The following is a 26,821-nucleotide window of genomic DNA, read 5'->3' on the forward strand; positions in this document are numbered from 1 at the left end:
GGTTATGCCTCCGGCAAACGGTCATGCGGCACGCGGGACGGTCCGGCGGCGTGCGGGACGGCCGTTGCTGCGCGGGGACGGTTTTCCTAGGAGCGGCCGAGCGCCCGGTCGATGTACGGGCGGATCTCGGCTGCGAGGCGGATGACCCCCTCGGCCTCGGCGTCGAGGAGCGCCTCCGCGCGCTCGGGCGTCGGGTCCGCCATCCACTCCCCCACGCGCACGCCGTGGTCCGGGACATGCTCGACCGCGAACACCTCGCCCGCCTCGAGGTCGCCAGGGGTGATGACCCGGAGGTACGCGCCGGAGAGGCCCGAGGCCATGAACCGCTTGACCCAGCCGTCTTCGCCCATGCGCCGCGCGAACGTCGCGCACGGGATTCGCGGCATCGTGACTTCGAGGAGGGTTCCGCCCGGGAAGCGCCACCTCTCGCCGATCACGGCCTTGCTCGCCGTGATCCCCTCGACCCTCAGGTTCTCCCCGAAGAAGCCGGGCGGGATCTCCCGGCCGAGCTCGCGCGCCCACAGCGCGGCATCGTCCTCGGAGTACGCGTAGACGGCCTTGTTCTCGCCGCCGTGGTTCGCGCGATCGGCCTGAACGTCCCCGTGGAGGCCGAGCCGGCGCACGCGCACCGGCCCCTCGACCGGCCGCTTGTCGATGGCGGTGACGCCCACGGTTCCGGGATCGGACAGGAGCTGCTGGACGCGGCAGACGGCGACGACGCGGGCGGTCTTCATGGCCTCAAAGCCTACCCGCGACGGCGGTCAGATGGAGCCTCGACGGCCCTCGTCACGGGTCGAAGCGGTAGCCGATGCCGGCCTCGGTCTTGAGGTGGCGCGGGTCCGACGGATCACGTTCGAGCTTGCGGCGCAACTGGGCCATGTAGACGCGCAGGTACTGCGTCTCCTTCGCGTACGCGGGGCCCCAGACCTGGGTCAGCAGCTCGCGCTGCGTCACGAGCGTGCCGGGCTGCCGCACGAGCAGGGCGAGAATGTTCCACTCCGTCGGCGTGAGGCGCACGTCGCTCCCGTCGCGCACCACACGGCGCGCGGCGAGGTCCACGCTGAAGTCCGCGGTTTGAACTCGCGGCGTCTCAGGGCGGACCGCGCCGCGACGCGCCGCGGCACGAAGGCGCGCGAGGAGCTCTTCGAGGCCGAACGGTTTCGTCACGTAGTCGTCCGCGCCTGCGTCGAGGGCCTCGACCTTGTCCTCGGCAGCGTGACGGGCCGAGAGCACGATGATCGGCACAGTGGTCCACTCCCGGAGGCGGCGGATCACCTCGACGCCGTCCATGCCGGGCAGGCCGAGATCGAGCACCACGATGTCCGTCGTGGCCTTCGCCGCGGCCTCGAGGGCGGCCTCGCCGGACGGCGCCGTGATCGCCTCGTAGCCGTGCACGCGCAGATTGATCTGGAGCGCCCGCGCGATCTGGGCCTCGTCCTCGACGACGAGCACGCGCGTCACGACGCGGACCCCACGGACGGCGCGGTCCCGCCGTCGAACGCGGGAGGCTCCGCGCCGCCGTCGTACGCCGCGAGCGGAAGGATCACGCGCATGGTCAGGCCGCCGCCAGGGGTCTGCCCGGCCGCGATGCGGCCGCCCATCGCCTCGACAAAGCCCTTCGCGACAGCCAGGCCCAGCCCGACCCCGCCCGTGCGGTCGCCCGAATCACCCACCCGCTGGAACGGGCTGAAGACCGCGAGGATCTGGTCGGGCGGGATGCCGTCGCCGTGGTCGATGACGCGAAGCTCGCCAGCCGGGGCGCCCCCTGGGTCCGGGTCGCTGAGGCCAGCTTCGAGCTCCACGGAAGATTCCGGCGCATGCTTGAGCGCGTTCTCGACGAGGTTCGCGACCACGCGCTCGAGCAGCACAGGATCGGCCTCGACGGCGGGGGCCGCCGCCGAGACGCGGTCCTGGACGCGTGCCTCCGCCTCCCCGCGCCACTCGTGGACGACCTCGCGCCAGCGCACGGCCCGCAGGAGCGGCGTGACACTGTCCGCGGAGATGCGCGACATATCGAGCAGATTCCCGACGAGCACCGAGAGGCGGTCGGTGTAGTCCTCGATGGTCGCGAGCAGCTCGGCCCGCTCCTCGGGCGAGAAGTCGACGCCGGGCTGGCGGAGGCTGCTCACGCTGAGCTTGATGCCCGAAAGCGGCGTGCGGAGGTCGTGGGAGACCGCGCGGAGGATCGACGTGCGGATCGAGTTGCCCTCCTCGAGGCGTCGATTGGCCTCGCGGCTCGACTCGAGCTGAAGGCCTTGGCGGATCGCCACGAGATACGCCCCAAACGCCTGCATCATGCGAAGATCGGCAGGCTCAAGCACTCGTCCTCCCGCGAGGAGCGTGTAGCGCTCGTCGGCCACGACCGCGCTGTCCGCGGCGGCTGGCGTGACTGGCGGCGCCTCTCCGACGCTCGCGACGACCTCCCATCCGGGGACCTCCGCCTGCGACGTCTCCGGCTCGCGGCGGTCGATGAGCGTGACCGCCCGGAGTCCGAGCGCCGAGCGGGCCCGCTCGAGGAAGTCCACGACGCTCCCGCCCGAGCCCAGGATGCCGCGCGCGAGCTCGGCCATGGCGCGCGCGTCCGCCTGGGCGCGCGTGGCCTGCTCATAGCGGCGCGCGGCCGCCCCGACGGCGAGCCCCACGGCGCACGCGACGCCGAGGAAGATCACGAGCTCCGCCGCGGCCTCGGGGCTCGCGATCGCGAGGCTGCCCACGGGATCGGTCGAGAACCAGTTGACTAGGAGCATCCCGACGAGTGCCGCGAGGATGGCCGGCCAGAGGCCCCCGACCGCGGCGACGGCCACGGCCGCCGCGAGCTGGAGCAGGAGGATCATCACGAGGTTGCGGTAGTCCGCGGCCACGACGGCCATCTGGACCACGAGCGGAAGCGCCACCGCGAGCGCGAGCCCCCACAACGTCCGACGGCGGCCCAGGGCTCCCAGCTCAGCGAGCCCAAGGCGGTGCTCGCGGTCCGGGAAGAGCGGGGCGCGGGGCGGCATGTGACCATGCTGTCACACCGGACGAACCGTCACGCTTTGGCGTCATAGTTACCGACGAGTCAGCTCTCCCCTTTGTAAGCGGCGCTCTGGGTGCACCGCGAACCAGTGGAAGGAAGTGCCATGGCCGGACGAACCCTCGAAGGGCTCTGTGCGGCGCTCGAGCGAGCCCTCGATGCGGGCGACACCGACGCGCTCTGTGCTCTGTACCTGCCCACGGCGGTTCTCGCCCTCGGCGTCGGGGACGCCCGGCTTGAGTCGACGCCCGAGGCTGCGGCGACCGACCGCGTGCGCCTTGGCCTCCCCATCACGCTCTCCGTGCGGAGCATCGACGCGGGTGAGCGGCACGCCGACGTCGTCCTCGGCTGGTCCGTCTCCGGCCTGACGATCGACGGCACGCACCTCGACCTCGCGGGCGAGGCCACGCTCGTGTGCACGCTCCTCGGCGGGGACTGGTACGTCGCGTCCGAGGAGCTTCGCTGCCACGACCGCGCGCTCCTGCGCTCACGCGGGATCTAGCCGCACGGATTCCAGCCCCGCGGGCTGGCCCCGCTGGTTCCGGCCCCGCTGGCTAGTTCCGGGTCACAGTCCCCATGAGCGAGGCGACCGGCCGCAGGAACAGCGGCCGCGCGAGGAACCAGGCCGCGACAATCACGACGATCGCGGCCGCGAAGAGCCCGAAGCCCCACCAGCCCTCGCCATCGTTCGAAGCGAACATGTGGTTGAGGTTCCGCAGCGCTCCCGTGGTGAGCACGAGGAAGACGTGCACGACCACGAACGCGACGAAGTAGATCGCGATCGGGAAGTGCATGGCCCGGGCCGCCTCGATCGGGTAGGCCTTGTTGAGCCGCGGAGCCTTGGCCGGCCATGCGTTGGACATCCGCAGGCCCGTCAGGATCGCAAGCGGGGCCGCGATGAACACGGTCAGGAAGTACGTGAGCAGCTGGAGCGCGTTGTAGTTCACCCAGCCGTTCTCGAGCGGCCAGTCGAGCGAGGCGTACTGGATCACCACGGATACCGCGTGCGGGAAGACGTCCCAGCCGGTCGGGACGATCCGCTTCCACTCCCCCGTCGAGAACAGCAGGATCCAGTAGATCAGGCCGTTGAGCACCCAGAGCGCGTCGAGCGTGAGGTGGAACCACAGGTTGAGGCTGATCTTCTTGGGCTGGCCCTTCGTCTTGACGAGGCCCTTGTTGTTGCGCTTCCAGTAGCCCTCAGGCCGGGTCGTGAAGCGCACCTGCAGCCCCGAGCGCACAATCAGCGCGATGAAGAACATGTTGAAGAAGTGCTGCCAGTTCAGCCACCCCGGGATCCCCACGGGCGCGTCCGCGGGGAGCGTCGCGTGGCCGGGGTACGTCGCGATGAAGTGCGAGACCGCCTCGGTGCTGCGGAGCCACCGGGCGAGCAGAACAAACAGCCCGAGCACGATGATCGCGCCAACGGCGATCGCTGCGGGCTTGAACCACGGCGCCCTGGTCCAGGCGGGGGCGGTCGACGGCGACGTCGGCATCGGTTCGAGATCCTCTCTTGGGTGGCGGGGTGGGTTGGACAGCCGCTGCAGCGGGAGCCCTACAGGCGGCGGATCGCCTGGTCCAAGTCTGCAATAAGATCGTCCGCATCCTCGATCCCGACGGAAAGTCGGACCAGGTTGACGGGAACGGCGAGCTCGGTGCCCTTGACCGAGGCGTGAGTCATCTCCGACGGGTAGTTCATAAGCGACTCGATCCCGCCGAGCGACTCCGCGAGCGTGAACAGCTGGGTCGACTCGGCGACCGTGCGGGCCGCGGCCTCGCCGCCCGCGAATTGGACCGAGATCATGCCGCCGAAGCGCCGCATCTGCTTCGCCGCGAGCACGTGCCCCGGGTGCTCCGGCAGGCCCGGGTAGAGCACGCTCTCGACGCCCGGGCGGCCCACGAGCCACTCCGCGATCTTCTGCGCGTTGTCCGAGTGCCGCTCCATGCGCACCCCGAGCGTCTTGAGCCCGCGCGTCGTGAGGAACGCGTCCATGGGGCCGGACACGGCGCCGACGGCGAACTGGACGAAGCCGATCTTCTCCGCGAGCTCGTCGTCGTTGACGACGACGGCGCCCCCGACGACGTCGGAATGCCCGCCGATGTACTTGGTCGTCGAGTGCACGACGACGTCCGCGCCCAGGGCAAGCGGGTTCTGCAGGTAGGGGGATGCGAAGGTGTTGTCGACGACGAGGAGGGCCCCGCCGTCGTGCGCGATCTCGGCGAGCGCCGCGATGTCGGTGACCTTCATCATCGGGTTGGACGGCGTCTCGACCCACACGAGCCGGGCGCCCTGCGCGACGGCCGCGCGCACGCCGTCGAGCGCCGACATGTCGACGGGCTGGTTCGCGATGCCCCACGGGCCCAGCACGCGGTTGATGAGGCGGTAGGTGCCGCCGTACGCGTCGTTGCCGAGCACGATCCGCTCGCCCGGCGAGCACAGTGCCCGGATGAGCCCGTCCTCGGCCGCGAGCCCCGAGCCGAACGAGAACGCGTGCCGCCCGCCCTCGAGCGCCGCGAGCTGCTCCTGGAGCGAGTCGCGGGTCGGGTTGCCGCCGCGGCCGTACTCGTAGCCGGAGCGGAGGCCGCCGATGCCGTCCTGCGCATACGTCGAGCTGAAGTGCAGCGGCGGGACGACCGCGCCCGTGCGCGGCTCGAATTCCTGGCCCGCGTGGACGGCGCGGGTGTTGAAGCCGTGGTTGGTCTCGCTCACGTGGGGCTCCTTACTTGATGAAGCTGGTCACTTGGTGAAGCTGGTCACTTGGTGAAGCTGGTCACTTGTTGAGGCTGGTCACTTATTAAGGCTGGCCAGCAGGTCATGGCGGGTGACGATGCCGATGGGCGCGCCGACGAACGTGACCATGAGCGCGTCGACCTCGCTGAGCATCTCGCGCGCCGTGGACTGGCTCTCGAGCGAGCCGATGACGGGCAGGCGCTCGCCCATGTGCTGCGAGATCTTGTCCGTGAGCTTCGCCTCGCCGCGGAAGAGCTTCGCGGACAGCGTGCGCTCGTCGACGGCCCCGAGCACCTCGCCCATGACGACGGGCGGCTCGTTCGAGAGGATCGGGAGGTGGCTCACGCCGTACTCGGTCATGATGTCGATGACGTCGCGCACCGTCTCATTCGGGTGCGTGTGGACGAGGTCCGGGAGCTTGCCGTCCTTGCCGCGCAGCACGTCCCCGACCGTGGCCTCGGACTCGCCGGGCAGGAAGCCGTACGAGCGCATCCAGTCGTCGTTGAAGATCTTGGCGAGATAGCCGCGCCCGCTGTCCGGGAGGATGACGACGACGACCGCCGACTCGGGCAGGTCCCTCGCCGTGCGCAGGGCCGCGACAACCGCCATGCCCGAGGAGCCGCCCACGAGGAGGCCCTCCTCACGCGCGAGACGGCGGGTCATGGCGAACGAGTCCGCGTCGCTCACGGCGAGCACCTCGTCCGGGACGGCCTTGTCATAGTTCGCGGGCCACATGTCCTCGCCGACGCCCTCGACGAAGTACGGCCGGCCCGTTCCGCCCGAGTAGACCGAGCCCTCGGGGTCCGCGCCGACGATCTTGACCTGGCCGCCCTCGGACTCGGGGCGGCCCTTCGAGACGTCCTTGAGATAGCGGCCCGTGCCGGTGATCGTGCCGCCCGTGCCCGCCCCGATCACCACATGGGTGATCTTGCCGTCCGTGTCGGCCCAGATCTCGGGGCCCGTGGTCTCGTAGTGGCTCGCGGGGGCGCCGGGGTTGGAGAACTGGTCCGGCTTGAACGCGCCCGGGATCTCCCTGACCAGCCGGTCAGAAACGCCGTAGTACGACTGCGGCGAGTCCGGCGGGACGGCCGTCGGGGTCACGACGACCTTGGCCCCATACGCCTCGAGCACGGCCCGCTTCTCCTGGCCCACCTTGTCCGGGACTACGAAGATGCACTGATAGCCCTTCTGCTGCCCCACGAGTGCGAGCCCGACTCCCGTGTTGCCGCTCGTGGGCTCCACGATCGTGCCCCCGGGCTGGAGCTGGCCGGAGCGCTCCGCCTCCTCGACCATCTTGAGGGCGATGCGGTCCTTGATGGAGCCGCCCGGATTGAGGTACTCGAGCTTGACCAGGATCGTGGCCTTGATGCCCTCGGTCACCTTCTGGAGCTTGACCAGTGGTGTGTGGCCGATGAGCTCAACGACGGAGTTGGCGTAATTCACGCCCCCAACTCTAGCCGTTGGCACCGACACTGATGATGGTCTTGCCCCGGGGGTCATGGCTCAGGCACCGACTGTCGGCCTGCTGGTCTGACCATCATTTGGACCGTCTGGCCCTCGGGGTTCCGCTCGCCGGCCGGGCGGACATGACCTCATAAGAGCCTGGCGAAGCCTCATCAGTGTCCTGTCTGCTCGCCCGACCGGCGTCGACCCATCCGATCGACACGGAAGGCATTTCCATCATGACAGTGACAGCACTGGATCCCGGCACAGTCATCGGCGGGATCGACACCCACGCCGACACCATCCACGTCGCGGCGATCGACCCATGGGGCAGGGAGCTCGGCGACAGGGAGTTCCCCACAACCCCGAAGGGGTACCGGCAGGCGCTGGCTTTCCTCGCCGGCCACGGCGACGTGGCCGGCATCGGGATCGAAGGCACCAGCTCCTACGGACTGGGCATCGCCAGAGCCGCCGTCGAGACCGGCCTGGAGGTGTTCGAGGTCGTGCGTCCCGAACGCGCCGTGCGGCGCCGCGAGGGCAAGTCCGACCCGCTCGACGCCTATCAGGCCGCCCGTGCGGTCCTGTCGGGACGGGCGAGCGGGGCGGCGAAGTCGGCCGAGGTCACCGCGCTGCGTGCCCTGCACAACGCCCGCAGGTCGGCGGTCAAGGCCCGCCAGGCGGCCCAGGTCCAGATCCGCCAACAGCTGGTCACCTCGCCGCCGGAAGTCCGGGAGAGGTACCGCAGCCTCACCCGGCCGTCTGATCAGGCACTGGCCGGGTGCAGGCCCGGTGTCCACGCCGATCCAGAAGAACGGCTCGTGCTCACGGCGCTGAAGTCCATCGCGCAGCGCCACCGGAACCTGACCGAGGAGATCAACAGGCTCGACGCCGAGCTCACCGCGATGATCGAACAGGCCGCGCCCCACCTGCTGCACCTGCACGGCGTCGGGAGCACCACCGCAGCCCAGCTGCTCATCACCGTCGGCGGCAATCCAGACCGGCTGCGCAGCGAGGCATCGTTCGCTGCCCTGTGCGGCACCGCACCGGTCCCGGCGTCCTCGGGCAAGACCACCCGCCATAGGCTCTCCCGCGGCGGCGACCGGCGCGCGAACAACGCCCTTCACACGATCGCGCTGGCCCGCATGCGCAACCATCCCCCCACCAAGGCCTTCGTTCACCGCCAACGCGAGCGCGGGCGTTCGACCCCGAGGTACTGCGCCTCCTCAAGCGCGCCATCGCCCGCGAGATGTTCAAACAGCTCACCAGACCACATCACGACCTCGGCGTGCACGACCTCCGCCCAGCCCGGCTGGCCAAGAACCTCACCCTCCAAGCGGCCGCCACCGCCCTCGGACTCGCACCGATGACCATCAGCCGCACGGAACGAGGCATATCGGTCACCCCAGAAGTCGTCGCCCGCTACCGCGAATGGCTCAACACCGCTTGACCACACATAGGAGCTTCACAGCGAGGGCGGAGGGCAAGCTTAGGCGCGCAGGCACGGGGAAGTACGAAGCGACACTCCACGCGATTGACTTAATCGAACATACTTTCGAAAATGGAGGTATGTCTCTTTCGCTCAGCTCCGCCTCCGCCGCCCCGCGGCCGGCGAGCTGCGCGAGCTGCGCGAGCTTCAGGAACGCATCCACGTCCTGCAGGGGCGGCGCAACAAGCAGGGTTCGTACCCGTGCTCCCGTGCTTCGCGCGCCTCCTGCCGGGCGGCCTGCGCGGCGGGGCCGCGTATTCGATCGAGGCGCCCCTCTCCGTGGCCATGGCCCTCCTCGCGGGCCCCTCAGCGAACGGCGAGTGGTGCGGCGCGGCCGGGATTCCGGACTTCGGGCGGAGGCCGCGGCGGGCTTCGGCATCGCGCTCGAGCGGCTCGTGCTCGTGCCGGACCCGGGCCCGACTGGCTGCCGGCCGTCTCGGCGCTCGCGGACGTGCTCCGGTCCTGCTCGTGCGGCCGGGCGGACGCGTGGCCGCCGGGGAGGCGGCGCGACTCGGCTCGCGGCTGCGCGAGCGCGGCGGGACCCTCCTCGTGCTCGGCGCGTGGCCGCAGAGCGAGGGCTCGCTCCGGATGCGCGGCTCGGAATGGGAGGGCCTCGGCGAGGGGCACGGGCACCTGCGCCGCCACCGCGTGGAGCTCGAGCTCACGCAGCGGGGCCGCGCCCGGACCGCGACCGTGGATCTCGCCGCGCCCGGGGCGCTCGCCGCGCCCGGGGCGCTGGCTGCCCCGGGAGCCCTGGCTGCCCCGGGAACCCTGGCCGCCCCGGGGGCCTTCGAGGCACCTAGAGCCGTCGAGGCGCCGCGCGCTGGTCGCCCAACACTCGCGAGGGCCTCGTCATGAGTCCGGACACGCCGTCCGGGATCCCCCGGGCGCTCGTCGTGTGGTTCCCGGACTGGCCCCTCGTCGCGGCCCAGATGGCCGGCGACATCCCCGAGGGCGTGCCCGCGGCGTTGCTCGAGAAGGGCCTCGTGGCCGTGTGCTCGGCCGAGGCCCGGGCCGCGGGGGTGGTTCGTGGTCTCCGCGTGCGCGAGGCGCAGTCGCGCTGCCCCGAGCTCGTGGCCGTACATGCGGATCCGGCCCGGGACGGCCGCGAGTTCGAGCCGGTCGTAGCCGCCCTCGAGACGGCGCTCCCGGGAGTGCAGATCCTGCGGCCCGGGCTGTGCGCCGTGCGCGCGCGAGGTGCCGCGCGCTACTACGGGAGCGAGGAAAGCGCAGGCGGGGCCGCCCTCGAGGCGGCCGCACGGCTCGGACTCGAGGCCCGGGTGGGGATCGCTGACTCGATCTTCGCGGCCGAGCAGGCCGCCCGGCGAGCCGGGGAGCTCTCGCCGCTCGTCGCCGTCGCCCGCGGGGAGTCCGCGGAGTTCCTCGCCGCGCTTCCCGTGACGGCCCTCGGCGAGCCCAAGCTCGCCTCGCTCCTGATCCGCCTGGGCCTCCAGACGCTCGGCAGCCTCGCCGCGCTCCCGCCGTCGGACGTCCGCTCGCGCTTCGGAGCGGAAGGGCTCACGGCCCACGCCCGGGCGCGCGGCCAGGATCCCCGGGCCGTCGTGCCGCGCGTCCCGCCGGCGCCACTCGAGCGCACGCTCGACTTCGAGCCCGGGCTCGACCGCGTGGACCAGATCGCGTTCGCGCTCCGGCCCACCGCGGAGGAGTTCGTCGAGGGTCTGCGCGTGCAGGGCCTCGCGTGCACCGAGCTGCGCGTGCACATCGCGGACGACGCCGGGCAGCGCTCCGAGCGCACGTGGGGGCACCCGAACCACTTCGGGGCGGGCGACGTCGTGGACCGCGTCCGCTGGCAGCTCCAGTCCGCGGGGTCCCCGGCGCCGTCGCGGCGGCGGGGGAACACCCACGCTGCCGCCCCCTGGCGGTCGACGGGCGAGGCGCTCGCGGCCCCCGTCGTCCAGGTACGCCTCTCCCCCGACAAGGTTGACCTCCTGGGCCGGCGCGGGCAGGCCCTTTTCGGCGGGGTCGACGAACGCCTCGACCACGGCCTCCGGCGGCTCCAGACGATGCTCGGCCACGGCTCGGTTCTGCACCCCGTGCGCGGCGGCGGCAGGCTCCTCGTGGAGCGAAGCCTGCTCGTGCCGTGGGGCGAGGACCCTCCTGCGGGGACCGCCGCACGCGCGGACCGGCCATGGCCCGGGGCCGTCCCGGCCCCGCTTCCCGCGACGGTCTTCGCCGAGCCGCTGCCCGTCCAGCTGCTCGACGACGCCACCCACCCGCTCCGCGTCGGGCCACGCGGCGACCTCGAGGCCCCGCCGGCGTGGTTCTGCCCGGGTCCGGGGACGCCGCGGCGGGCCGTGCGGAGCTGGGCCGGGCCGTGGCTCCTGCGGCAGCGCTGGTGGGACGCGGACGAAAGCCGCCGCTCCGAGCGGTTCCAGATCCTCGACAGCGAGAACGAGGCGTGGCTCCTGCTCGGCGAGGACGGCCGCTGGTGGGCAGAGGCCCGGTACGACTAGGCCGCGCGGCTGCGCACACAACCGGCGGGAAGAGCCATGGCCGTCCCGCCCGCGGCACAACCGTCCCGCCCGCGGCACGACCGTCGGGAAGAGGCATAACCGTCCCGCATAACCAACGGTCGTGCCTCTCAGGGACGGTCGTCGGAGGCAAGGGACGGTCGTCGGAGGCAAGGAACGGTCGTCGGAGGCAAGGGACGGTCGTGAAACCCGGCCATCCGGACAGAGGAGGAAACGATGGGCTGGAGCAACCCGGCCATTCCGTGGCAGCAGCTCCACGACATCCTCGAGGGCAAGGAGGTCAAGCTCCCGACCCACAAGGACGCCGGGCGCGCGGGCAAAGGGGGCACGAGCAAAGGGGGCACCGGGGCTGGGCGCACCGACGCAGGCCGCGCGCCCATCGAGCACGACGGCGGCGACAGCCCCGCGTGGTCGCGCAAGCGCGGCCCGTACATCCCCCTCCCCCAGCTCGCCGCGGGCTCCCCAGACGGCGAAGCGGAAGGCGAGGCAGCCGCGCGCGGCGAGGCCCCGCCGTCGTCCGCTGCCGCCGCGGCACCCAAGGTGCCGTACGCCGAGCTGCACGCCCACTCGCACTACAGCTTCCTGGACGGGGCGTCCTCGCCCGAGGAGCTCGTCGAGGAGGCCGTTCGGCTGGGCCTCCATGCCCTCGCGATCACCGACCACGACGGCTTCTACGGCGTGGTCCGCCTCGCCGAGGCCGCCGAGGCCTACGGGCTCAAGACGGTGTTCGGGGCCGAGCTCTCCCTCGGCCTGAGCGGCCCGCAGAACGGCGTGGCCGACCCCGAGGGCGAGCACCTCCTGGTCCTGGCCCGCGGCGAGGAGGGCTACCACCGGCTCGCGGGCGCCATCACGCACGCGCAGCTCGCGAGCGACGCCGAGAAGGGCCGCCCGGTGTTCGATCCCGACGACGTCGCCGAGCGCCTGCGCGGCCACGGCATCGTGCTCACGGGCTGCCGCAAGGGCGCCGTGCGGCGCGCGCTCGCGGACGACGGCGAGGAGGCAGCCGAGGGCGCGGTGCGCGAGCTCGTCGCGCGGTTCGGGGCCGACGGCGTCGCCGTGGAGCTCTTCGACCACGGCAACCCGCTCGACAGCGCGCACAACGACGCCCTCGCCGCGATCGCGGGCCGGCTCGGGCTCCCGTGCGTCGCGACGAACGCCGTGCACTTCGCGGATCCCTCGCGGCACCCGCTCGCCACCGCGCTCGCGGCCGTGCGGGCCCGGCGGAGCCTCGACGAGCTCGACGGCTGGCTCCCCGCGAGCGACGGCGCGCACCTCCGCAGCGGCGAGGAGATGGCCCGACGCTTCGCGCGCTATCCGGGCGCCGTGGAGAACACGGTGCGCCTCGCCGAGGAGCTCGCGTTCCCGCTCCGCTCCGCCCGCCCGAAGCTCCCGAAGCAGGAGGTCCCGGACGGTCACACCCCGATGTCGTACCTGCGGGAGCTCGTGGACCACGGCATCACGGAGCGCTACGGGACCCAGGGCGCCGGCTGGCGTGGCCCGGTGCCGCCCGAGGACGTGCGGAGGCGCGTCGAGCAGGAGCTCGACGTCATCGAGCGAAAGGATTTCCCGGGGTATTTCCTCATCGTCTACGAGATCGTGCAGTTCGCGCGGAGCCAGGGCATCCTGTGCCAGGGCCGCGGGTCCGCCGCGAACTCCGCCGTGTGCTACTTCCTGAGCATCACAGCCGTGGACAGCATCGCGTACAAGCTGCCGTTCGAGCGGTTCCTCTCGAGCCTGCGCGAGGAGGAGCCGGACATCGACGTCGACTTCGATTCCGATCGGCGCGAGGAGGTCATCCAGCACGTCTACGCGAAGTACGGGCGGGGCAACGCGGCGCAGGTCGCGAACGTTGTGAGCTACCGGCCCAAGAACGCCGTGCGGGACGTCGCGAAGGCGTTCGGCTACAGCCAGGGGCAGCAGGACGCGTGGTCCAAGCGGCTCGAGCGCTGGGACGCGCTCTCGGCCGCCCAGAGCTCCGAGGACCAGCGCTCAGAGGGCCAGCGCTCAGAGAGCAAAGCGGACGACGACGGCGTCCCGGCTCGCGTCCTCGGCCTCGCCGAGCAGCTCCTCGGCTACCCGAGGCACCTCGGCATCCACTCGGGCGGCATGGTCCTCACCGAGCGGCCCGTGGGCGAGGTCGTGCCGATCGAGCACGCACGCATGGAGAACCGCACCGTGCTGCAGTGGGACAAGGACGACTGCGAGTGGATGGGGCTCGTCAAGTTCGACCTTCTGGGCCTCGGCATGCTCGCGGCGCTCCAGTACTGCTTCGACCTCGTGGACGAGAACTTCGGCGAGCGCTGGCGCATCGAGGACATCCCGAAGGAAGAGCCCGCGGTCTACGACATGCTGTGCCGAGCGGACTCCGTGGGCGTGTTCCAGGTCGAGTCCCGCGCTCAGATGAGCACGCTCCCGCGCCTGCGGCCGCGCTCGTTCTACGACCTCGTGGTCGAGATCGCGCTCATCCGGCCCGGGCCCATCCAGGGCGGCGCCGTGCATCCGTACATCCGCCGCCGGGCGGGCGAGGAGAAGGTCACGTATCCGCACCCCCTCCTCGAGCCCGTGCTCGAGCGGACGCTCGGCGTGCCCCTGTTCCAGGAGCAGCTCATGCAGATGGCCATGGCCATCGGGGGCTGCAGCGCCGAGGACGCCGACCTGCTGCGCCGGGCCATGGGGTCCAAGCGCGGGGTCGAGAAGATCGGGAGCCTCCGCGAGAAGCTCTTCGCGGGCATGGCGGCGAACGGCCTCACCCCGGAGGAGGCAAGGTCCGTGTACACGCAGATCGCGGCGTTCGCGGACTTCGGCTTCGCGGAGTCCCACTCGATCAGCTTCGGGGTGCTCGTGTACGCGAGCTCGTGGCTCAAGCTGCACTACCCGGGCGCGTTCCTCGCGGCGCTCCTGCGGGCCCAGCCCATGGGCTTCTACTCGCCGCAGACGCTTGTGGCCGACGCGCGGCGGCACGGCGTGCACGTGCTGCGACCCGACATCCTGCTCTCGCGCGCCGACGCGTGCCTCGAGCTCGACGACGGCGAGGGCGCCGGACGCAGCGGCGCCGCCCCGGAGCGCGGCGGGCTCGGCGCGTGCCTTGAGCTGTTCCAGCCGAGGATCGGCGGGTTCGACCAGAACGCGCCCGACGACGGCCCCGCCCATCGCCGGGACGCGTCCCACGCCGTGCGGCTCGGGCTCTCCAGCGTGACGGGCCTCGGCCAGGACCTTGCCGAGAGGATCGTCGCGGAGCGCGACGCAAACGGCCCGTTCCGCGAGCTCACGGAGCTCTCGCGCCGCACGGGCCTCAATGCCGAGCAGCTCGAGGCGCTCGCCTCCGCAGGCGCCCTCGACTCGCTCGGGCTCACGCGCCGCGAGGCGCTGTGGCAGTCCGGCGCGGCGGCGCTCGAGCGGCCGGGCCAGCTCCCGGGGACGCAGCCGTATGTCCAGCCGCCGCTCCTGCCCGAGCTGAGCGACGAGGAGACCGTGGCGTACGACCTGTGGGCCACGGGCGTCGCGACGGACGACCACCCGGTCCGGCACGCCCGCGGCCCGCTCGACGCCCGCGGGGTCCTGCGGATCGAGGCGCTGCACACGGCAGAGCCCGGCAGCCGGATCGAGGCTGCCGGGCTCGTGACCCACCGTCAGCGGCCGCAGACCGCGCAAGGGATCACGTTCATGAACCTCGAGGACGAGACCGGGATCCTCAACGTGGTCTGCAGCATCGGTGTGTGGACCCGCTATCGGCGCGTCGCACAGAGCGCGAGGGCCATGGTGGTCCGCGGGATGCTCGAGCGCAGCAAGGAGGGCGTCACGAACCTCGTGGCCGATCGGCTCGAGGCGCTCCCCCTGAGGGCCAAGACGTCCTCGCGGGACTTCCGCTGACGCCCCGCTGCGAGGGCTGCGCGGCCCGCTCCAGCGCGGCCCGCTCCAGCGCAGCCCCCGCTGCGCCGGCTACTCTGCGGCGGGCTGCGGCGCGTTCTGCCACAGGCCCAGGACGTTGCCCTCCGTGTCCTTGAAGTAGGCCGCGAAGCCCATCTCGCCGACCGGGATCTTCGGCGCCACGGTGCTGCCGCCGAGGGTCTCGATCTTCGCGAGCGCCGCGTCGATGTCCTCGACGTCGACCGTGATGACCGGCGTCTGGGGGAACTGCTCGTTGCGCGTGTACATGCCGCCGTTGATGGCCCCCGGCTCCGTGGGGGCGCCCATCTCGTTCGACGGCGTGGTGCCCACCATCGTGTAGTCCATGTTGGGGACCGGCATGAGGTTCCACCCAAAGGCCTCGGAGTAGAACGAGCTTGCTCGGGACGAATCGTCAGCGGGAATCTCGAAGTGCACAACTTTTCCGGACATGCTGCCGCCTTCTCTCAAGAGGTGAGGCGCCCATTGGGTGCGCCTACGGCGATTGTTGGCAGACCCCTCCGCGACCGTCAAGGCTTCGCTGGGCGGGGTGCGGACGGGTGCGGACAGGGTCACGAGGGGCTGCGGGCAGGCCGTGGGGCGGGTCGCGCGAGCGCTGTCGGTGGCTCGTGAAATGATGCTTCGGTGACGCTCGCACCCCCGCTCCTCGGCACTTCCGGTACCGCCGGGGCTCCGCCCTGGGCGGGCACGGCGGACGCCGAAGGGGCCTGGGCGGCGCCCGCGCACTACTCGCTCGCGGCCACGTGCTTCCCGCTCCAGCGCGGCGACGGAGACCCCACCTTCGCGGCGCATCCGGGCGGGCTCTGGACGGCGTTCCGCACGCCCGAGGGAACCGTCTCCCTCCTCCTCACGCACGCGGGCGGCGAGCTCCGGGCCCGCGCCTGGGGCGCGGGGGCCGAGGAGGCCGTTGCGTCCGCGCCCGCGCTCCTCGGGCTCACCGACGAATGGGACGCGTTCGACGCCGACCCCTTCCACGCGTCGCTCCCCCACCTCGTGCGCGAAGCACGACGGCGGAACCCGGGCCTCCGAGCGCCCGCCACGGGCCGCATCGTCGAGGCGCTCGTGCCGACCATCCTCGAGCAAAAGGTCACGACGGTCGAGGCGCGGCGCGCCTACCGCTACCTCCTGCGCCGCTTCGGCTCCCCGGCGCCCGGCGCGGGCCGGGTGGCGCCCGCGGGACTCGTCATCGCGCCGTCGGCCGCCGAGTGGCTGCGCGTGCCGTCGTGGGAGTGGCACCGCGCGGGAGTCGGGCCCCAGCGCTCGGCGACGATCATGCGCGCGCTGCGTTCGGCGTCGGGCCTCGAGCGGCTCGGGGCGAAGACGGCACCGGAGGCTGCCGCGGGCCTCCAGAGCATCCCCGGCATCGGCGTCTGGACCGCCGCGGAGGTCACGCAGCGCACGCACGCGGACCCCGACTCAATCTCGGTCGGCGACTTCCACCTCGCCAAGTTCGTGGGCTTCGCGCTCACGGGCGAGCGCACGGACGATGCGGGGATGCTTCGGCTCCTCGAGCCGTGGCGCGGCCAGCGGCAGCGCGTGGTGCGCATGCTGTACCTCGCGGGCGTCCGGGCCCCGCGATTCGGCCCGCGCATGACCATCCAGGACCACCGAGGCCACTGACGAGCGAGGACCGACGCCATGCCACTAGCCATCACGGGCGCCGCCCTCCTTGTCCTCGGGCTCGTCGCCGCGCTGGCCGGGCTACTCCCGTGGTCGGCGCTGGGCGCGCTCGCGGACAGGGTCGTGCCGATCCTCGCGTTCGTCGCCGCCATCACGGTGGTCACGGAGCTCCTCAACGCCTCGGGGCTCTTCGACTGGATCGCCCAACGGTTCCGCCGCTGGGGCGGCGGGCGGGCATGGGCGCTCTGGGTCCTCGTCGCGGTCCTCTCGCTCGCGGCGACCATCTTCCTCTCGCTCGACACGACGGCCGTCCTCCTCACGCCGATCGTCGTGATCCTCGCCCGGCGGTGCGGGCTCGCGCCGCTGCCGTTCGCCCTCACGGCCGTGTGGCTCGCGAACACCGGCTCGCTGCTCCTGCCCGTCTCGAACCTCACGAACCTGCTCGCGCTGCCCGCCATCGGAAACGCCCAGCCGGCCGCCTTCGCGGCGCGGATGGCGCTGCCCGCGGCGTGGTGTGCGCTCGTGCCGGCGCTCGCCGTCGTCGTCCTGTTCCGGAAGGAGCTGGGCCGGCGCTACGGGGGCCCGCTCGTCCCGGACCCCGCGCCCGCCCAAACCCCCTCACCGGCCCCGGCTCCCGCCCCCACCCTGGTCAAGGCCGACGACGATCGCTACGACGCCACTGCGGGCGGCACTGCGGGCGGCGGCACTGCTGGCGGCGAGGTCGCTGCGCCCGGCGACGCGACGCTGCTCAGGATCGCCGGCGCGGTGCTCGTGCTCCTCCTGCCCGCGCTCGTCTCGGGGGTGCCCGTGTGGATCCCGGCCGTCGCAGCGGCGGCCGTGCTCGTCGTCGCGTTCGGGCTCCTCCGGCGATCGGCGCTCGCGTGGTCGCTCGTGCCCACGCAGCTCATCCTCTTCGCGTCAGGGCTGTTCGTGGTCATGGAGGCGCTCCAGGGACTCGGGGCGCGCGAACTCGCCGCGGGACTCCTCGGCTCGGGCAGCGGGCCACTGGACCTCGTTCGTGTCTCGGCAGCGGGAGCGCTCGCGGCGAACGCGGTCAACAACCTTCCCGCCTACCTCGCCCTCGAGCACGCGGCGGGCAGCCCCGCCCGCCTCGCGGCCCTCCTCGTCGGCGTGAACGCGGGGCCGCTCGTCACGCCGTGGGCCTCGCTCGCGACGCTCATCTGGCACGAGCAGCTGCGCCGGCTCGGCGTCAGGATCTCGTGGTGGGGCTACGCGGCCGCGGGCCTCGTCCTCGTGCCGCTCATGATCGTCCCGGCGGCCCTTCTCACGGCGCTTATGTAGCCGTCTCTACGGGGGCGGCAAATTCAACTGCTTCACGAATAGCACTACACCACTGTCCGCCGCCCAAAATGCGCAGAATCCACCATCACCCGCAAACAGAATATAGCTTCGCGAGCCTTGAACGGGCCTTACGGCGAGCATTGGGAGTGAGGGCCGCCAGCCAGACTACGAGAACGTGAGCAACATCGACCGCGGGGCCGCCGCCCCGCCCCGCTGGGGGCCAATAGTCCTCAATGAGTTCAAACGTTTGGGTTGCTTCGAACGTCAACGAACGAACATCCTCCACGGATGCAGCAGCCACATCTGGATAGTCCTGGTGAACGATATCCTCGAAACCCAGGTCATTTGCAATGAGAACAGACTCCTGAAAATGCGAACACCCATCTTGCCCATCCTCATCCGCGGTAAACATCAGAAATCCGCTTGCTAAACGGCCACCGAGCCCAAGCTCATCTGGAATGTAATGGTCCCGACAGTCTCGATTAAACCGACGGAACACTCGTTCTTCGGGTGAAAACGGGTCGGCCACGACTACGCGCCCCGGCGACCAGCAGCCAACAGTAGACGCGACATGAAACGAAGCTCTAGGATTACACGGTTTCTCGCCGAACTGGCCTCGAACGAGTCAATGTCAACAAATTCTTCATCAAGTGTGACATCTCCACTTGAGTTAAATGCCGTCACGCAAATCGAATGGTCGGGAGCGATTGCCAATTCAACCGATTGGCCGCCGACGAGCCAATGAATCTCAACGATGCCCTCACCCGCATAGCTTAATATCGGAGTTGGCCCATCTTCAAAGATCATGGTTCTAGCCACAGACAGAGCCCCGTCCACGACATCGGGCTGGATGTCCTCACGGCCAATTACTTCCCGCAACTGCCCCACGAGCGACCGAAACTGCCTCCGGGGCCCAAGATCTCTTGGCGCATGGGGCCTGCTGGCGTCAGCTTTGCTAGGGCCAAAGGGAACAGTCACCTCGCCACTCACCCATTTCGGAATCGACCCATTGTCTCGAGAAATCGCACAGGTCGTTCCTACACTTTGACCTAAATCAAGGACCGACGAGCTCATCGCTCCCTCCCCCATTCTGTCTGCATTTCGTCTGTGGTCGCGGCCGCAAAAGACTCGACGCTGATGCGCCGGGCCAAGTCGAGGGCTTGAAAAGATGAGACAATTGAATCTTCCGTGGGCGCCACCTTCGTTACAATTGTCATAATCGCGCCGCTCGAGTTTACGTCACGAAACGGTTCAACAGTAAGAGTCGACCGACCCTCATAAGCACCATCCGCCACTGCTCGAACTTCTTGGAATCTAGTTTCAGTCGGCACACCGGGGAGTTGCGGAGCCCCCGTCACAAGGAGAAAGAAGTCATGCGGCTTCCTTCCTCCATGAAACTCAATACGATTCACATAGGTTGCCTCCGCCCACAGAGGAACGGGCTGTTGAAGATCGTGTTCATCGATCAAATTTTGAAGCAATCCAGCAATTCGGTACAGCTCGGCGCGCTGAGCTGGATATCTCTTATACGGAGTACCCCCGTCGAGCCGTCTCCAATTGAGATATATTCTGTCACGCTGAATCTGCACCAAGTCGGCCTTGTCGTTCCGCGTAATCCAAAAACGAGGGACGGGCGAAGCGGCGAGTGGCTGATCTTCTTGGGCAAGAAACAAGATCTGCTCCTCAACCTCGGGGTACTCGCCCTTGACCAGGTTGTAGAAATCAACAAGTTCACGCATACCGAACCGAGCTATTGGCGCAAATTCAAAACCGATCGCGGTCTCCACGATCGGCGGTAAGCTAAACGATGGAATGTCGCGTTCCTCGGTTATATTCGCCAAATTCCTGAACCTATCCGCAGCCGCCGGTGACGTCACTGTACCTCACTTCCATGCGGATCGGCTGCGCAGGGCGCATGTCTAGGTGGAAGACTGACTGACTTCTTTAGCCCGGCCGCTAAGCCCGAAGGCCGAGCCGCTCGATGGCCTCCTCGCGCATCTCGACCTTCCGCACCTTGCCGGACACGGTCATGGGGAAGCTCTCGCGGAGGTCCACGTACCTCGGAACCTTGTAGTGCGCGAGGCGCCCGCGGCAGAACTCCGCGATCGCGTGAGCGTCGAGCGGCTCCACGCCGGGCTTGAGGATGATGCAGGCCATGAGCTCCTCGCCGTACTTCTCGTCGGGGACGCCGATCACCTGGACGTCCTGGACGCTCGGATGCTGATACAGGAACTCCTCGATCTCGCGCGGATAGATGTTCTCGCCGCCGCGGATCACCATGTCCTTGATCCGGCCCTCGATCACCACGTAGCCGGCCTCGTCCATGCGGGCCAGATCCCCCGTGTGCATCCAGCCGTCGGCGTCCACCGCCTCGGCGGTCTTCTCGGGCTGGTCCCAGTACCCGGCCATGACGGCGTAGCCGCGCGTGCACAGCTCCCCGATCTGCCCGCGCTCGAGCGTCTCGCCCGCGGCATCCACGACCTTGCTCTCGAGGTGCGGCATGGTTCGCCCCACAGTCTCGGTCCGCTGCCCGAGCGAGTCGCCCTGCCGGGTCATCGTCGAGACCGGCGACGTCTCGGTCATGCCGTAGCAGATCGCCACGTCCTCCATGTGCATGTCAGAGATGACGCGCTTCATGACCTCGATGGGGCACAGCGAGCCGGCCATGACGCCCGTGCGCAGCGTGTCGAGCCGGTAGCCCGCGAAGTCCGGGAGGGCGAGTTCGGCGATGAACATCGTCGGGACGCCGTAGAGCGAGGTCCCGCCGAAGTCCTGGACGGACTTGAGGGTCGCGGCGGGGTTGAAGCCGCGGCCCGGGAGAATCGTGGCACAGCCGTGCGAGAACGCGTTGAGATTTCCGATCACCATGCCGAAGCAGTGATAGAACGGCACGGGTATCACCACGCGGTCCTCCTCGCTGTACTCGAGGAGCTCGCCGATCGAGAACCCGTTGTTGAGGATGTTCCGGTGCGTGAGCGTCGCGCCCTTCGGGAAGCCCGTGGTGCCGGACGTGTACTGGATGTTGATGGGATCGTCCGGGGCCAGCGTCGCCGCGCGCTCCGCGACGGACTGCGGCGGGACCTCCCCGGCGCGCGTCGCGACGGCTTCCCACGTGGTCTCCTCGGGCGAGGCCGGGATGCCGGCCACGAACGCCCCGTCCGCCGCCCGAGCGGGCTCGGGGAGGAACACGAGTCCGCGGAGCGCGGGGCACTCGGCGAGCGCCTCGCGTGCCATGCCGACGTAGTCGCTGTTCTTGTCCGACGGCGCGACCACGAGCGTTCGCATCCCGTTCTGCTTCACCACGAAGACGAGCTCGTGCGTGCGGTAGGCGGGGTTCACGTTGACCAGGACGGCACCGATCTTGGCTGTCGCGTACTGCAGGATGGTCCACTCGGCACAGTTTGGGCTCCAGATCCCGATCCTCTCGCCGGCCTCGACACCCGCGGCGAGGAGCCCGCGCGCGAGCCGGTCGACGTCGTCGTCCAGCTCGCGGAAGGTCCAGCGCCGGGCGGCGGCAGCATCGCCGTCGGCCGCCGCCTCGACGAGCGCCTCGCGCGCGCCGAACCGCTCGACGATCCGCGCGAAGTTGTGCCCGATCGTCTCCTCGAGCAGCGGAATGTCGGTCTCTCCAGCCGTGAACGACAGCATGGCTCTCCTGATCCTCGTCGACCCCGTAATCCCCATTGACCACTCAGTGGTGCGGTCCGCGTGTTCAGGAGCAGGCTAGCAAGTCGGCGCGCCGCCCGGAATAACGGCCGGGCGGCGCGGGCAGGACAAACGACGACGGCGCCGCTCCCCAGTCGGGGAACGGCGCCGTCGGATGCTGACGGGGTCAGTTCTGGACGTGCTTCTCCTGCGCCTCGGCGACCTTGCGGTGCACGTCCTCCATGTCGAGGCCCTTGACCGCGGTGATCACCTGCTCGAGCGCCTCCGGCGGCAGCGCGCCGGGCTGTGAGAAGACCAGGACCTTCTCGCGGAACGCCATGAGCGTCGGGATGGACGTGATGTTGGCCTGCGCGGCGAGCACCTGCTCAGCCTCGGTGTCTACCTTGGCGAACACGACGTCCTCGTGCTTCTCCGACGCCGCCTCGTAGGTCGGCGCGAACTGCGTACACGGTCCGCACCACGACGCCCAGAAGTCGACGAGCACGATGTCGTTGTTCTCGATGGTCTCGGCGAACGACTCGCCGGTGATGTTCTTGGTGGCCATAAGTGAGCCCTCCTCGTTTCTCGTAGCCGTTCAGTGGTTCAACGGCCTCCCGGCTCGGAACATTCCCCGCCGGGCCGATCTCAAACCGCGGCGGGCTCGTGCTCGGAGAGGTAAGCCCGGCCCGAGAGCGCGATGACGATCGAGACGACGAGCGCCACCGCGGCGGCGTAGAACGGCACGGGGGCACCGAAATCCTCGCCGAGTTTTGTCGCGACGTAGGGCGCGAGGGCGCCGCCCATCCAGCGCACAAAGTTGTAGCCCGCGCTCGCGACGGGGCGCGGCGCGTCAGAGACGCCCATCGCGAGCTCCGTGTAGACGGTGTTGTTCACGCCGAGGAACGCTCCCGCGAGGATCACGAGGACCACGACGGTGGGCACCGAATGGGCCGCAGCCGCGAGGCCCAGGCCCGCGAGGTCGAGCGCGAGGAGCGTGAGCGTCCCCGTGAGCACCGCGACGTCCCCGAAGCGGGCCTGGAGCGGCGGCGCGACCAGCACCGAGGTGAGCGCGAGGGCCACGCCCCAGCCGAAGAAGACCGCGCCGATGCCGTACGCGTTCATGCCGAGGATGAATGGGGTGAACGCGAGCACCGTGAAGAAGCCGAAGTTGTAGAAGAAGGCGCTGCCCGCCGTCGTCCGCAGGCCCGCGTGGCCGAGCGCGCGGAGCGGCGCGCTGAGCCGCGTCTTCTGAGCCGGCACGGGGGCCTTGGGGAGGAGCGTCGCGAGCGCGATGAACGCGATCGCCATGAGGGTCGCCGTGCCGAAGAACGGCGCGCGCCACTGCCAGCCGCCCAGGAGGGCGCCCACGAGCGGCCCGAGGGAGATGCCGAGGCCCAGCGCGGCCTCGTACAGGATGATCGCGGTGGACGTGCCGCCCGACGCGACGCCCACGATCACGGCGAGCGCGGTCGCGACGAAGAGCGCGTTGCCGAGGCCCCAGCCAGCGCGGAAACCCACGAGCTGCCACACCGAGCCGCTCGTGCCGGAGAGCGAGGCGAACACGACGATGAGGGCGAGGCCGATCAGAAGCGTCTTCTTTCCGCCGATCCTCGAGGACACGAAGCCCGTGACGAGCATTGCGACGGCGGTCACGAGGAAGTAGCTCGTGAACAGGAGCGAGACCTCGCTCGGGCTCGCCTTGAGGTTCGCCGCGATGGACGGCAGGATCGGGTCCACAAGCCCGATGCCCATGAACGCGAAGACGGCCGCCGCGGCCGTGGCCCAGACGGCCTTGGGCTGGCGGAAGAACGAGGCCTTCTCGGCCTCGAGGGTCGAGTGGACTGCAGTCTCGGCAGTCATGCGATGTGCTCCTTGTGGTTCGTGGCGGCGTGAAGCCGCTCGTTGATCTTGTCCATGGCCGGCAGGGCGGCGCGGAGGGCCTCGAGCTCCTCGGGGGCGAGGGCGCCGAAGGCGTCGACCATGCGGGCGTTGCGGCGGCGGTTGGCGTCCGCGGCGGCGGCGTCCCCCGCGGGCGTACGGCGGACGACGACGGCGCGTGCGTCCGCGGGGTCCCCACCCCGTGCGACGAGGCCGGCGCGCTCGAGCCGGCCGACCTGCTCCGTCGCGGAGGGGACCCGCACGCCGAGGTTCTCGGCGATGACTCCCACGCGGAGGCCCTCGCGAGCGACCATGTTGAGGATGCTGAGCGCAGTGGTCGAGAGGCCGGTCACGCCGTCGAGGCGGCGGGACACGTAGACGGCGAGGCGCAGGGTGGTCCGGTAGCGATCGGCAAGGTACGCGAGCTCCTGATGGTTCATACTTAGGAATCCTAAATGTTAGGTGCCCTAACGACAATGCTCTGAGAGCGAACTCACACCGTCGCGGCCTTTACCATGAGGGGGTGAGGCTCCTTCTCATCCGCCACGGCCAGACGCCGTCCAACGTGATCCGGGCCCTCGACACAGGGGCTCCCGGACCGGGACTGACCGAACTCGGGCTCCAGCAGGCCGCCGCCCTCGTCGCGGCGCTCGCGAGCGAACAGATCGGCGCGCTCTTCGCCTCGAACCTCCACCGTGCCCAGCTCACGGCCGCTCCCCTCGCCGAAGCGCTGGGGCTCGAGGTGGCCGTCCGCGAGGGCCTGCGCGAGATCGCGGCCGGATGGCTCGAGATGCGCTCGGATGCCGAGTCGATCGTCGCGTACCACGGGGTGCTCGAGGCCTGGATGCGCGGTCATCATGACGCGCGGCTCGACGGCGGCGAGGCGTGCGCTGACGTCTACGCGCGGTTCAACGCCGTCATCGAGGAGGCAGAGGCGGTGGCCGCGGAGCTCGCGGCGTTGCGTGCCCAGACGCCCCGACCGGTGGTCGCAATCGTGAGCCACGGGGCGATGATCCGGGCCTGGTGCGGGCGCCACGCCGTGAATCTGGGGGCGGATTTTGCGGCTGCCCAGAACCTCGCGAACACCGGAATCGTGGCGCTCACGGGCTCGTCCGCCGAGGGCTGGACGGTCGAGACCTGGGAGGGCTCAGCGATTGTGTGACGCACCTCGTCGCCGCATGCGACAGAATTGACCTGTGGTCTCACGCACTCGCACGATCGTCCTCAGCGGCGTCGGCGTCCTCGCGGCGGGCGGAATCGTCGCGGCCGTGATCGGGTTCTCGTCGCAGGGCGCCGGCACGCCGTCGCCCTCGCCGTCGGTCTCGACGTCGGCGTCCTCGTCGGCGACGCCGTCCACGTCCGCCACTCCGGTTCCCAGCTCGTCCGCGCCCGTGGCCCCTTCGCCGTCGTCGTCCGCTTCCGAGTCCCCGACGCAAGCCGCGCCCGCCCCTCCGCCGCCGCCCCCGGCGCCCGCTCCCGCGACCGTGCTGCCGGGCCCCGGGCCGACTGGGTCCAGCCCGACGCCGCAGACCCCTTCGGTTCAAAGCCCTCGCATCTGGGTCGACCCGGTCCCGAACCACTGAGCCAGTGGCCGCAGCGCGGATCTCACGCGGTAGCCGTCAGGCCATAGCGGTCAGGCGGTAGCCGTCAGGAAGTCTGGGTCTCGCTCGGGGGTCGGAGCCACTCCGCGGGCTCGTCGAGTTTGGGCCAGTCTCCGGGCCAGCCCGAACGGAGCCAGCGGACCGCGCTCAGGTTGAGCGGGGCCGTCGCGTATCCCTGCAGCGCCGTGTACGCGACCATTCCCGCCGTCGCACGGTCCACCACGACGGACAGCCGGGGCACCGCCAGGTCGGGCACTGTCATAGCGATGACGAAGTTTCCGATCTCGTCGACGGGCAGGCCGAGGCTCGCCGGGTCGTCGCCCACCTCAAGGAACAAGGGTTCAGCCACGGCCGGGCTCCTTTCGCGTGACAACGTGCACTCATCTGAGGAATCGTTTCCGGTCCGGCGGAAGTCACTCGGCGGTGCCACGGGGTTCTCTCCAAGCGGGGCGGTCGTGACGCTCTCGCACAAAGGGGGCGATCTGGCGCCACCCCGAATCGACCCCAGACACGACGAAACCCCGGTCGGTTGACCGGGGTTTCGTCAAGGGTGGCAGATGAGGGATTCGAACCCCCGTAGGCAATGCCAGCTGATTTACAGTCAGCCCCCTTTGGCCGCTCGGGTAATCTGCCGAGAACACGCCAGTGGCCGCGGCCGAAGCCGTGTTCCTCTGGGCGAGCAAGACAAGATTACAGAAGATCCGTGCACCAGTCGAATCGGCCACGGTAGCCGGGACCTACGCGTCCGTCGAGCTGCTCTCGCCGTTTCCGGAGATCTCGCGCGAGAGCTTGGCCTCGAAGAGGGCAGCCTGTTCGGGCGTGATCTGGCGAAGCTGAACCGCGCGCTGGAGGTCGTCGTGGATCCCGCCGAGGCGGGCGGACGGGGCCTGCGCGGGAGACATCACGATGCCCGCGGCGAGGGTCGCCGCCACGACCCCACCAGCCGCAGCGGCAACGCCACCGACGACGGCGCGTGCCGCAGAACGCTTGACCGTGGACTTCGAACCGTGATGCCTCGCCACTGCTCCTCCTTTGAGCGTTTCCGTCGAGTACAACGCTCGCTCGCCTACATGCGCTCCCGCTGGGCTTCGGCTAAGAGTGAACTGTGATCGCCAGCGTCGATCCTGTGAGACGCACTAGGCTTGGCCGCAGACATCCCCGCGCGGCCATTTTTCGCTCATGCCGCGACGGACCGACCAGGAGGCAACAATGGCTGATTCGACTTTCGACGTCGTGAGCAAGGTGGACAAGCAGGAGGTCGCCAACGCGCTCAACCAGGCGCAGAAGGAGATCGCCCAGCGCTACGACTTCAAGGGCGTCGGCGCGGAGATCGACTTCAGCGGCGAGAAGATCCTCCTGAAGGCCAACTCCGAGGAGCGGGTCAAGGCGGTCCTCGACGTGTTCGAGTCCAAGCTCATCAAGCGCGGCATCTCGCTCAAATCGCTCGACGCCGGCGATCCTTTTGCGTCCGGCAAGGAGTACCGCCTCGAGGCCTCCATCAAGGAAGGCCTCTCGCAGGAGCACGCCAAGAAGATCACGAAGCTCATCCGCGATGAGGGCCCCAAGAGCGTCAAGGCCCAGATCCAGGGCGATGAGCTCCGCGTCTCGTCGAAGTCCCGCGACGACCTCCAGGCCACCATCGCCCTGCTCAAGGGCTTCGACGAGGCCGACCTGCAGTTCGTCAACTTCCGCTGATTCGAGCCTTTC

At 70.1% G+C, this 26,821-nt stretch carries 26 protein-coding genes and 1 tRNA gene; 11 read left to right on the forward strand and 16 right to left on the reverse strand.

Annotation, left to right across the window (positions count from 1 at the left end; genetic code table 11):
* Window positions 1–86: 86 nt before the first annotated feature.
* Genes ACOKR1_RS16245 through ACOKR1_RS16255 form a run of 3 tightly spaced genes read right to left on the reverse strand, consistent with a single transcriptional unit; the run spans window position 87 to window position 2,999 of the window.
* Complete coding sequence (locus ACOKR1_RS16245; protein ID WP_415856601.1) at window positions 87–734, reverse strand: MOSC domain-containing protein; 648 nt, start codon at window positions 732–734, stop codon at window positions 87–89.
* Between the two features lie 52 nt (window positions 735–786).
* Window positions 787–1,461: a response regulator gene (locus tag ACOKR1_RS16250; protein WP_415856602.1), complete on the reverse strand. Its 675-nt coding sequence runs from the start codon at window positions 1,459–1,461 to the stop codon at window positions 787–789.
* Window positions 1,458–2,999, reverse strand: coding sequence for a sensor histidine kinase (locus ACOKR1_RS16255; RefSeq protein ID WP_422933970.1), 1,542 nt, complete (start codon window positions 2,997–2,999; stop codon window positions 1,458–1,460). Before ACOKR1_RS16255 ends, ACOKR1_RS16250 begins: the two co-directional genes overlap by 4 nt.
* Window positions 3,000–3,119: 120 nt before the next feature.
* On the opposite strand from ACOKR1_RS16255, the gene ACOKR1_RS16260 reads away from it, so the two are divergent.
* Complete coding sequence (locus ACOKR1_RS16260; protein WP_422933971.1) at window positions 3,120–3,515, forward strand: hypothetical protein; 396 nt, start codon at window positions 3,120–3,122, stop codon at window positions 3,513–3,515.
* A 52-nt stretch (window positions 3,516–3,567) separates the two neighbouring features.
* On the opposite strand, the gene ACOKR1_RS16265 is transcribed toward ACOKR1_RS16260, so the two are convergent.
* From ACOKR1_RS16265 to ACOKR1_RS16275, 3 genes are all read right to left on the reverse strand, one after another.
* Entirely contained in the window at window positions 3,568–4,506 is a 939-nt protein-coding gene (locus ACOKR1_RS16265) for a cytochrome b/b6 domain-containing protein (RefSeq protein ID WP_422933972.1), read from the reverse strand.
* 59 nt (window positions 4,507–4,565) lie between these two features.
* Entirely contained in the window at window positions 4,566–5,720 is a 1,155-nt protein-coding gene (locus ACOKR1_RS16270) for a cystathionine gamma-synthase (RefSeq protein ID WP_422933973.1), read from the reverse strand.
* 78 nt (window positions 5,721–5,798) lie between these two features.
* Window positions 5,799–7,184 carry a cystathionine beta-synthase gene (locus ACOKR1_RS16275; protein ID WP_415856565.1) on the reverse strand — a complete coding sequence of 462 codons (1,386 nt, stop codon included), beginning with the start codon at window positions 7,182–7,184 and terminating at the stop codon, window positions 5,799–5,801.
* Window positions 7,185–7,423: 239 nt separating this feature from the next.
* On the opposite strand from ACOKR1_RS16275, the gene ACOKR1_RS16280 reads away from it, so the two are divergent.
* The 5 genes from ACOKR1_RS16280 (at window position 7,424) to ACOKR1_RS16300 (ending at window position 15,032) form a co-directional block, all read left to right on the forward strand.
* The gene (locus ACOKR1_RS16280; RefSeq protein ID WP_422933974.1) at window positions 7,424–8,551 is read left to right on the forward strand and encodes an IS110 family transposase; all 1,128 of its coding nucleotides are present in this window, start codon (window positions 7,424–7,426) and stop codon (window positions 8,549–8,551) included.
* A complete protein-coding gene (locus ACOKR1_RS16285; protein WP_422936671.1) occupies window positions 8,494–8,631 on the forward strand; it encodes a helix-turn-helix domain-containing protein in 138 nt (45 codons plus the stop codon). Before ACOKR1_RS16280 ends, ACOKR1_RS16285 begins: the two co-directional genes overlap by 58 nt.
* A gap of 240 nt (window positions 8,632–8,871) precedes the next feature.
* On the forward strand, window positions 8,872–9,528 hold the full coding sequence (locus tag ACOKR1_RS16290; protein WP_422933975.1) for a hypothetical protein: 657 nt from the start codon (window positions 8,872–8,874) through the stop codon (window positions 9,526–9,528).
* Window positions 9,525–11,144, forward strand: a complete 1,620-nt coding sequence (locus tag ACOKR1_RS16295; RefSeq protein WP_422933976.1) for a DNA polymerase Y family protein — start codon at window positions 9,525–9,527, stop codon at window positions 11,142–11,144. The genes ACOKR1_RS16290 and ACOKR1_RS16295 overlap by 4 nt, the downstream gene beginning before the upstream one ends.
* A gap of 234 nt (window positions 11,145–11,378) precedes the next feature.
* On the forward strand, window positions 11,379–15,032 hold the full coding sequence (locus ACOKR1_RS16300; RefSeq protein WP_422933977.1) for an error-prone DNA polymerase: 3,654 nt from the start codon (window positions 11,379–11,381) through the stop codon (window positions 15,030–15,032).
* Window positions 15,033–15,101: 69 nt separating this feature from the next.
* On the opposite strand, the gene ACOKR1_RS16305 is transcribed toward ACOKR1_RS16300, so the two are convergent.
* Window positions 15,102–15,500, reverse strand: coding sequence for a VOC family protein (locus ACOKR1_RS16305; RefSeq protein WP_422933978.1), 399 nt, complete (start codon window positions 15,498–15,500; stop codon window positions 15,102–15,104).
* Between the two features lie 192 nt (window positions 15,501–15,692).
* On the opposite strand from ACOKR1_RS16305, the gene ACOKR1_RS16310 reads away from it, so the two are divergent.
* Together ACOKR1_RS16310 and ACOKR1_RS16315 are read left to right on the forward strand one after the other, a co-directional pair.
* The gene (locus ACOKR1_RS16310; protein ID WP_422933979.1) at window positions 15,693–16,688 is read left to right on the forward strand and encodes a DNA-3-methyladenine glycosylase family protein; all 996 of its coding nucleotides are present in this window, start codon (window positions 15,693–15,695) and stop codon (window positions 16,686–16,688) included.
* A gap of 18 nt (window positions 16,689–16,706) precedes the next feature.
* A complete protein-coding gene (locus tag ACOKR1_RS16315; protein WP_422933980.1) occupies window positions 16,707–17,990 on the forward strand; it encodes an SLC13 family permease in 1,284 nt (427 codons plus the stop codon).
* Window positions 17,991–18,521: 531 nt separating this feature from the next.
* On the opposite strand, the gene ACOKR1_RS16320 is transcribed toward ACOKR1_RS16315, so the two are convergent.
* The 6 genes from ACOKR1_RS16320 to ACOKR1_RS16345 all read right to left on the reverse strand — a co-directional run bounded on the left by ACOKR1_RS16320 (window position 18,522) and on the right by ACOKR1_RS16345 (window position 23,953).
* Window positions 18,522–18,797, reverse strand: coding sequence for a hypothetical protein (locus ACOKR1_RS16320; RefSeq protein WP_422933981.1), 276 nt, complete (start codon window positions 18,795–18,797; stop codon window positions 18,522–18,524).
* A gap of 263 nt (window positions 18,798–19,060) precedes the next feature.
* Entirely contained in the window at window positions 19,061–19,777 is a 717-nt protein-coding gene (locus ACOKR1_RS16325) for a TIGR04255 family protein (RefSeq protein WP_422933982.1), read from the reverse strand.
* A 169-nt stretch (window positions 19,778–19,946) separates the two neighbouring features.
* Window positions 19,947–21,638, reverse strand: a complete 1,692-nt coding sequence (locus tag ACOKR1_RS16330; protein ID WP_422933983.1) for an AMP-binding protein — start codon at window positions 21,636–21,638, stop codon at window positions 19,947–19,949.
* Between the two features lie 184 nt (window positions 21,639–21,822).
* The gene (gene trxA / locus ACOKR1_RS16335) at window positions 21,823–22,200 is read right to left on the reverse strand and encodes a thioredoxin (protein WP_415856884.1); all 378 of its coding nucleotides are present in this window, start codon (window positions 22,198–22,200) and stop codon (window positions 21,823–21,825) included.
* Window positions 22,201–22,280: 80 nt separating this feature from the next.
* Window positions 22,281–23,495, reverse strand: coding sequence for an MFS transporter (locus ACOKR1_RS16340; RefSeq protein ID WP_422933984.1), 1,215 nt, complete (start codon window positions 23,493–23,495; stop codon window positions 22,281–22,283).
* On the reverse strand, window positions 23,492–23,953 hold the full coding sequence (locus ACOKR1_RS16345) for a MarR family winged helix-turn-helix transcriptional regulator (protein ID WP_422933985.1): 462 nt from the start codon (window positions 23,951–23,953) through the stop codon (window positions 23,492–23,494). The genes ACOKR1_RS16340 and ACOKR1_RS16345 overlap by 4 nt, the downstream gene beginning before the upstream one ends.
* Before the next feature lie 83 nt (window positions 23,954–24,036).
* On the opposite strand from ACOKR1_RS16345, the gene ACOKR1_RS16350 reads away from it, so the two are divergent.
* On the forward strand, window positions 24,037–24,675 hold the full coding sequence (locus ACOKR1_RS16350; protein WP_422933986.1) for a histidine phosphatase family protein: 639 nt from the start codon (window positions 24,037–24,039) through the stop codon (window positions 24,673–24,675).
* Window positions 24,676–24,709: 34 nt separating this feature from the next.
* Window positions 24,710–25,096, forward strand: a complete 387-nt coding sequence (locus ACOKR1_RS16355) for a hypothetical protein (RefSeq protein ID WP_422933987.1) — start codon at window positions 24,710–24,712, stop codon at window positions 25,094–25,096.
* 64 nt (window positions 25,097–25,160) lie between these two features.
* Here ACOKR1_RS16355 and ACOKR1_RS16360 read toward each other — a convergent pair whose 3' ends face one another.
* From ACOKR1_RS16360 to ACOKR1_RS16370, 3 genes are all read right to left on the reverse strand, one after another.
* Entirely contained in the window at window positions 25,161–25,463 is a 303-nt protein-coding gene (locus tag ACOKR1_RS16360) for a hypothetical protein (protein WP_422933988.1), read from the reverse strand.
* A 202-nt stretch (window positions 25,464–25,665) separates the two neighbouring features.
* Window positions 25,666–25,747, reverse strand: a tRNA-Tyr gene (locus tag ACOKR1_RS16365).
* A 104-nt stretch (window positions 25,748–25,851) separates the two neighbouring features.
* A complete protein-coding gene (locus ACOKR1_RS16370) occupies window positions 25,852–26,136 on the reverse strand; it encodes a hypothetical protein (protein WP_422933989.1) in 285 nt (94 codons plus the stop codon).
* A 187-nt stretch (window positions 26,137–26,323) separates the two neighbouring features.
* On the opposite strand from ACOKR1_RS16370, the gene ACOKR1_RS16375 reads away from it, so the two are divergent.
* Window positions 26,324–26,809 carry a YajQ family cyclic di-GMP-binding protein gene (locus tag ACOKR1_RS16375; protein ID WP_422933990.1) on the forward strand — a complete coding sequence of 162 codons (486 nt, stop codon included), beginning with the start codon at window positions 26,324–26,326 and terminating at the stop codon, window positions 26,807–26,809.
* Window positions 26,810–26,821 lie beyond the last annotated feature (12 nt).

The organism is Sinomonas sp. P47F7, from assembly GCF_049332655.1.
Lineage (GTDB): Bacteria > Actinomycetota > Actinomycetes > Actinomycetales > Micrococcaceae > Sinomonas.